This window comes from Pseudomonas sp. Colony2 (assembly GCF_019382755.1).
GTDB lineage: Bacteria > Pseudomonadota > Gammaproteobacteria > Pseudomonadales > Pseudomonadaceae > Aquipseudomonas.
The window spans coordinates 5,314,857-5,321,143 of the sequence record NZ_CP080030.1; the positions used below are offsets into that span (position 1 = coordinate 5,314,857).

The 6,287-nt window shown below is 61.1% G+C and carries 7 protein-coding genes; all 7 read right to left on the reverse strand.

Features of this window, described 5'->3' with window-relative positions:
- Position 1: 1 nt before the first annotated feature.
- Complete coding sequence (gene fliE, locus JV201_RS21240; RefSeq protein WP_003214581.1) at positions 2-334, reverse strand: flagellar hook-basal body complex protein FliE; 333 nt, start codon at positions 332-334, stop codon at positions 2-4.
- Between the two features lie 129 nt (positions 335-463).
- A complete protein-coding gene (locus JV201_RS21245) occupies positions 464-1,846 on the reverse strand; it encodes a sigma-54 dependent transcriptional regulator (protein ID WP_087694335.1) in 1,383 nt (460 codons plus the stop codon).
- Between the two features lie 6 nt (positions 1,847-1,852).
- Positions 1,853-3,064, reverse strand: a complete 1,212-nt coding sequence (locus JV201_RS21250) for a PAS domain-containing sensor histidine kinase (RefSeq protein WP_032899354.1) — start codon at positions 3,062-3,064, stop codon at positions 1,853-1,855.
- Positions 3,065-3,174: 110 nt separating this feature from the next.
- Positions 3,175-4,650, reverse strand: coding sequence for a sigma-54 dependent transcriptional regulator (locus JV201_RS21255; protein ID WP_219406014.1), 1,476 nt, complete (start codon positions 4,648-4,650; stop codon positions 3,175-3,177).
- Between the two features lie 171 nt (positions 4,651-4,821).
- Positions 4,822-5,118, reverse strand: a complete 297-nt coding sequence (locus tag JV201_RS21260) for a hypothetical protein (protein WP_008434847.1) — start codon at positions 5,116-5,118, stop codon at positions 4,822-4,824.
- A 24-nt stretch (positions 5,119-5,142) separates the two neighbouring features.
- Positions 5,143-5,538 carry a flagellar export chaperone FliS gene (fliS, locus tag JV201_RS21265; RefSeq protein ID WP_003214591.1) on the reverse strand — a complete coding sequence of 132 codons (396 nt, stop codon included), beginning with the start codon at positions 5,536-5,538 and terminating at the stop codon, positions 5,143-5,145.
- Positions 5,539-5,667: 129 nt separating this feature from the next.
- Positions 5,668-6,287: flagellar filament capping protein FliD (gene fliD / locus JV201_RS29890; protein WP_257903246.1), on the reverse strand; the 620-nt coding region annotated here is incomplete at its 5' end.

The window sequence follows — 6,287 nt, forward strand, 5'->3', positions numbered from 1 at the left end:
CTTAAACCGGCATCTGCATGATGTCTTGATAGGCTTGAACCAGTTTGTTGCGCACCTGGGTCAAGGCCTGGAATGAAACGCTGGCTTTTTGCGAGGCGACCATCACGTCAGTGAGGTCCACGCCGCTCTTGCCGATCTCGAAGGCGGTCGCCAACTGATTGGATGCCTGCTGGGTGTCGCTGACTTTGTTGATGGCCTGGCCGAGCATGTCGGCAAAGCTGCTCTGGCCCAATTCCGGTACGGCTTGCGCGGCGGATTTCGGTTGAGCCATGGCATCCATTTGCATGGACCGCATATCCAACATCAACCGATTGAACTCAACACCTTGGCTCATGAACTTTCTCTCCGACGACCCGCAATTTTTTGACACTACACAGCGATTACAGGGGTGGTAGCAACAAGGGTGCCAGCTCCGTGGCATTCTGTAAGAAAAGGCGACTGGCCCTGTCGGCTTTGAGAATTTTCAGGTTGCGTAGAGGTAGGCTTCCACGTCCATCCCGGCGTCACGCATCTGCGCCAGCTTGTAGCGCAGGGTGCGCGGGCTGATGCCCAGGCGCTCGGCGGCTTCTTTGCGGCGCCCGCGCTCGGAGCGCAGGGTGTCGATGATCATCTGGAATTCCCGGCGACGCAGGTCGTCGCCCAGGGCGCCGGCGGATTCGGCAGGCACGGCTTCGACCTGTGGCGCCGCAGCCAGGCTCGGCTGCGGCGCTGCGCCCGCGCCCATGGCCAGGCAGAAATCCTGGGGCTGGATCAGGCCGCCCTGCTGCAAAATCAACGCACGCTGGATCGCATTGTCCAGTTCCCGCACGTTGCCGGGCCACGGGTAGCTGATCAGACAGGCCTGGGCCTCGGCCGACAGGCGCGCCTGGGCATGCTTCATTTTATTGACGTGCTTGCCCAGCAGGCGCTCGGCCAGCGGGATGATGTCGGCCGGGCGCTCGCGCAACGGGCGCCAGGCCAACGGGAACACCGAGAGCCGGTAGAACAGGTCCTCACGGAAGCGCCCCGCCGCCACTTCGCCCGCCAGGTCGCGGTTGGTGGTGGCGACCACACGGATGTCCAGCTGGATCGGCTTGCGTGCCCCCACCCGCTCCACTTCGCGCTCCTGCAATACCCGCAGCAACTTGGCTTGCAGGCCCAGGGGCATTTCGGAGATTTCGTCGAGCAGGATGGTGCCGCCGTCAGCCTGCTCGAACTTGCCGGCCTGCGCCGCGATGGCGCCGGTGAACGAGCCCTTCTCATGGCCGAACAAGGTGGCTTCGAGCATGTTGTCGGGAATGGCCGCGCAGTTGATCGCAATGAACGGCTGGCTGGCACGATGGGATTGCTGGTGGATGTAGCGCGCCAGTACTTCCTTGCCGGTACCGGACTCGCCGGAGATCAGCACGGTGGAATCGCTGCGGGCAACACGGGCCGCCAGTTCCAGCAATTGCGCGCTGGCCGGTTCGAAGGCAATCGGACCTTCACCCTCGGCAGCGCCCAGGGTGCCAAGGGCATGCCGGGCGACCAGTTCGATCAAGGCTTTGGGTTCGAAGGGCTTGACCAGGTAATCCGCAGCGCCCTGACGCATGGCGTCGACGGCACGCTCCACGGCGCCGTGGGCGGTCATCAGCAGCACCGGCAGTTGCGGCTGGCGCGCACGCAACAGGCCGAGCAACTGGTGTCCGTCCATGCCCGGCATGTTGACGTCGCTGACCACCAGGCTGAAGGACTCCTGCTCCACCGCGTCCAGGGCTTCTTCGGCAGAACCGACCGCCCGATAGTCATGGCCCGCCAGCAACAGCGTGTCAGCCAATGCTTCACGCAGGGCGCGATCGTCTTCAACCAATAAAACCTTGATAGCCATGACCTTTTACTCCGCGCTGACGGCGCATGAAAACAGCGGCAGCGTGATCAACGCGCACGTGCCACGACCCAACCGGGAATGCAGCTGCAATTCTCCCTGATGTGCACGGGCGACTGCCTTGACCACGGTCAGGCCCAGACCGGTCCCGTTGGTCTTGGTGGTAAAAAAAGGCTCGCCGAGGCGCTGCAGCACCACCGGGTCAATCCCGCTGCCGCTGTCGCTGATGCTCAGGCGCAGGGTCTCGCCACGGTTGTACAGGTGCACCTTGAGCCGCGCCCCGGGGCCGCTGGCCTGGGTCGCGTTTTCGATCAGGTTGAGCAGCGCGCCCACCAGGGTGTCGCGGTTGCACAGCAACTCGCCGTAATGGCTGTCGCACTGCCAACGGACTGACGCTTCCTGGATATGAGTGGCGGCCGCCGCTTGCAGGGACTGCATCAAGGCGGCCGGGGTGACGCGATCGGTCAGCGGCAATTCGCCGCGGGCAAACACCAGCATGTCGCGCACCTGATGCTCCAGTTCGTGCAGGCGCTCCTTGAGGCGACCGGCAAAACGCTGGTGGGTGGCGGCGGGCAATTGCTCATCAGTCAAATGACTGGCGTAAATCAGCGCGGCCGACAATGGCGTACGAATCTGGTGGGCCAGGGAAGCGACCATTCGCCCCAAAGACGACAGGCGCTCATGGCGGGCCAACTGGTCTTGCAGGTGCCGGGTTTCAGTCAGGTCGTTGAGCAACACCAACTGGCCAGGCTCGGCATCCAGGGAACGCGTGGCGATGGACAGGCGGCGCCCATCCTTGAGGGAGATTTCGTGGCCGTCGTCTTCCCGCGGGGCAAAGCAGCGGGTGATGACCTCACGCCACAGCTCGCCCTCCAGCGGCAGGCCAAGCATGTTGCAGGCCGCCGGGTTGGCTTCGCGCACACGGCCCTGCTCGTCGATGACGATCACGCCACCGGGCAACAGGTCGAGGAGGTTTTGCAGACGGTTGGCCAGTCGCTCTTTCTCGGCCAGCTCTTCCATGCGCTGGGCACTGACCACGGCCAACTCGCCCTTAAGCTCGGAAACCCGGGCTTCCAGCAGGCTGTAGGAGTCAGTCAACTGGCTCGACATCTGGTTGAACAGGGAAAAAGCCTGTTCAAGCCCGAGGCGGCTGATCTGCTCTACGGAGGGGGCCGGCCCCTGAGTGTCAGGGACCGAAGATAGTTGGGCGGCGTGGGGCATCATGCTCTCTCGCTTGGCTGACCGTCAGTTAAACGGAACGTTGCGAGTGCTGTAGCAATACCCGTGCCTAAAAAAATAGGCTTAGTTTTCAGTCAGTTGAAAAACAGGCGTCAATCATCCGCCTGTTCATCACCTTCCTTGCGGCTCATGCCGTACTTGCGCATCTTTTCCACCAGGGTGGTACGACGGATGCGCAGGCGCTCGGCGGCACGGGCGACGATACCGTTGGCGTCGTCGAGTGCCTGCTGGATCAGGCCTTGTTCGAGGCTGCCGAGGTAGTCCTTCAAGTCCAGGCCTTCCGGCGGCAGCATGGCGGTGGAGCCGAAGTCCGGCGTGTGGCCGTTGATGGCCACGCGCTCTTCCAGGTCGCTGCGCAGGCTGTCCACCAATTGCTCGTCTTCGTCGTCGACGTAGCGGAATTTCTTCGGCAGCTCGACCACGCCGATCACCCCGTACGGGTGCATGATCGCCATGCGCTCCACCAGGTTGGCCAACTCGCGGACGTTGCCCGGCCAGCCGTGGCGACACAGTGACATGATCGCCGCCGAGTTGAAGCGAATCGAACCACGCTTTTCGTGTTCCATGCGCGAGATCAGCTCGTTCATCAGCAACGGAATGTCTTCGACGCGCTCGCGCAGGGGCGCCATTTCGATCGGGAATACGTTGAGGCGGTAGTACAGGTCTTCGCGGAAGCTGCCGACCTCGATCATGCTTTCGAGGTTCTTGTGGGTGGCCGCGATGATGCGTACGTCGACGCTCTGGGTCTTGTTGCTGCCCACGCGCTCGAAAGTGCGCTCCTGCAAGACCCGCAGCAGCTTGACCTGCATCGGCAGCGGCATGTCGCCGATTTCGTCGAGGAACAGGGTGCCGCCGTTGGCCAGCTCGAAACGCCCGGCACGGCTGGTGATCGCCCCGGTAAAGGCGCCCTTCTCGTGGCCGAACAGTTCGCTTTCCAGCAGTTCTGCCGGGATCGCCCCGCAGTTGACCGGCACAAAAGGCCCGTCGCGGCGCTTGGAATGGTAATGCAGGTTGCGTGCGACCACTTCCTTGCCGGTACCGGACTCGCCGAGGATCAGCACGCTGGCGTCGGTGTCGGCCACTTGCTGCATCATCTGGCGCACGTGCTGGATCGCACGGCTGGTGCCGACGAGGCTGCGGAACAGGTTGGGTTCGCGGTGACGACCGCGCTCGCGGGCCTGGTCGTACATCTCGCGGTAGACCTGGGCACGGTGCAGGGAGTCGAGCAATTTGCTGTAGCTGGGAGGCATTTCGAGGGTGGAAAGCACGCGGCGGCGCTGGTCTTCCGGAAGGTCCACGGAAGAAATATCGCCCATCAGCAACACCGGAAGGAACTCATCCCAGGTTGACAGTGTCTTTAACAAGCCCAGAACGGCGCCAGGAGCGTTTACCGTCCCGATCAGCACACAAATGACTTCACGGCTGGACGTCAAAGAGCTGACCGCCTGCTGCCAGTCGTGGCTGCCGCAGGGTAGATTTTCTTCGCCAAGAAAATTCAGGATCACCGCCAGATCGCGGCGCCGAACGCTATCGTCATCGATCAGCAGAATTTTGGTTTCACGCCACATGCAATAGCAACTTCCCTAGTAAAACTCTAATGCCCTCGAGTTGGGGCAATCTAGATTGCTGTAGGCATTTTCTGCGCTACGGCTTTCTGACGTCTGAAAATAGCACTAGTTAAGTCAAAAAATCGTGCACAGTCAAATTTATGACGCGCGGTGTTCGGATTAACTGAGCCTTCAGCCGAACATATGGTAAACCTTTGACGCATGTTTAGCTCGGTTGAACTGCGACATCTCTTCGAAAATAGCCTGGCGCTCCCCTGTCGTCGCCTCAAGCAACTGCTGGTAGACCGAAAGCAAGTCTTCCAGTTTTGCCCGAATGGCTGCCTCATCCGCCGAATCCTCGTTGAGCGCAGCATCGATCAACGCGCGGCAGCCCAAATCCAGTTCGCCGATCGCCCCCCAGTTACGTTCAGCCAACGCTTCGGACAGCGCCTCACGGGTCTCGTCGATTTTTTGCAATGCTTGGCTCATGACATCGTCCTCAGGCCTTACGGCCTACTGTACCTCTGTGGCAATACCATCCCAGCCTTCCTTGAGCGTAATCATCAGACCTGCGACCTCATCGATCATCGCAGCGTCATTCTGACGGTTGGCTTCCAGCAGACGCATGGTCATGAAGGCATACAGGTTATCCAACTGCTGCAGTGCAATCGGGTCCGGGGTCTTCTCGGGGTTCAGGCCGTCACGCAACCCGACGAGGATGTCCACCGCCTTGCCCAGCATCAACCCCTTCTGCGCGATATCACCGCGAGCCATCGCACCCTTGGCCTGCGCCATACGATCCAGTGCGCCTTCCATCAGCAACTGCACCAGGCGGTGCGGGCTGGCTTCGGAGATCTGGGCGTGGGTGTTGACCTTCTGGTATTGGCGAAGGGCTCTCATGGGATTCATGTTTCTACCTCGTGACAGGCGACAACTAAAAGGGTGGACGCTGATTATTATGTCGACGGCGTTACACAAAACTTTAGCCCGCCTGGCGCTTTGACACAGCGCCTTCGGCGGGCTTTATCCATCCGCCAATCAGGTGGACTTCGGATTGTTCAGCGAGTTGAGCGTGGTCATGACGCTGTCGCCTTGAGCCTTGAGCTGGGCAACCAGGGAGTCCATCGCGTTGTACTTAACCGTCAGGGAGGCCGTCAGGGCATCAGAGCGCGTGTTCAGGGCGGTCTGTTGGTTGGTCAAGTCCCTGAGATTGTCCTGCAGGGTCGTGGACTTTTGGGCGAACACCCCGGTCTTGCTCAGCGCAAAGTTGGCGGTGGCATTCGTCAGGCTTGCCAACAGCCCTGTGGGGCCAGTGAAGATGCTGTTGATGTCAGAGCCGTTAGTGAGGGCGGCCTTGTCAAACGCCACATCACTGACGCTCAGCGTGCCCGCTGTCTGGTCCGTGGTCACGCCAAACTGCGCCAGGGATGAAAACGTGCCGCTACCGGTCACCGAGTTCATCACATTGCGTATCGACGCCATCATGGTACGCACAGAGCTGTCCCCGGTGAGCGCGCCTGGCGTGACGGAACCGTCGGCATTGGTAGTGACCTGGGTCTCGGCATTCACAGCCTTGACCAACGCCGTGTAAGTGTCCGTGAAACCCTTGACTGCCGACTTAAGAGTGGCGGCGTTAGCAGACACTTTGATCGTCGAAG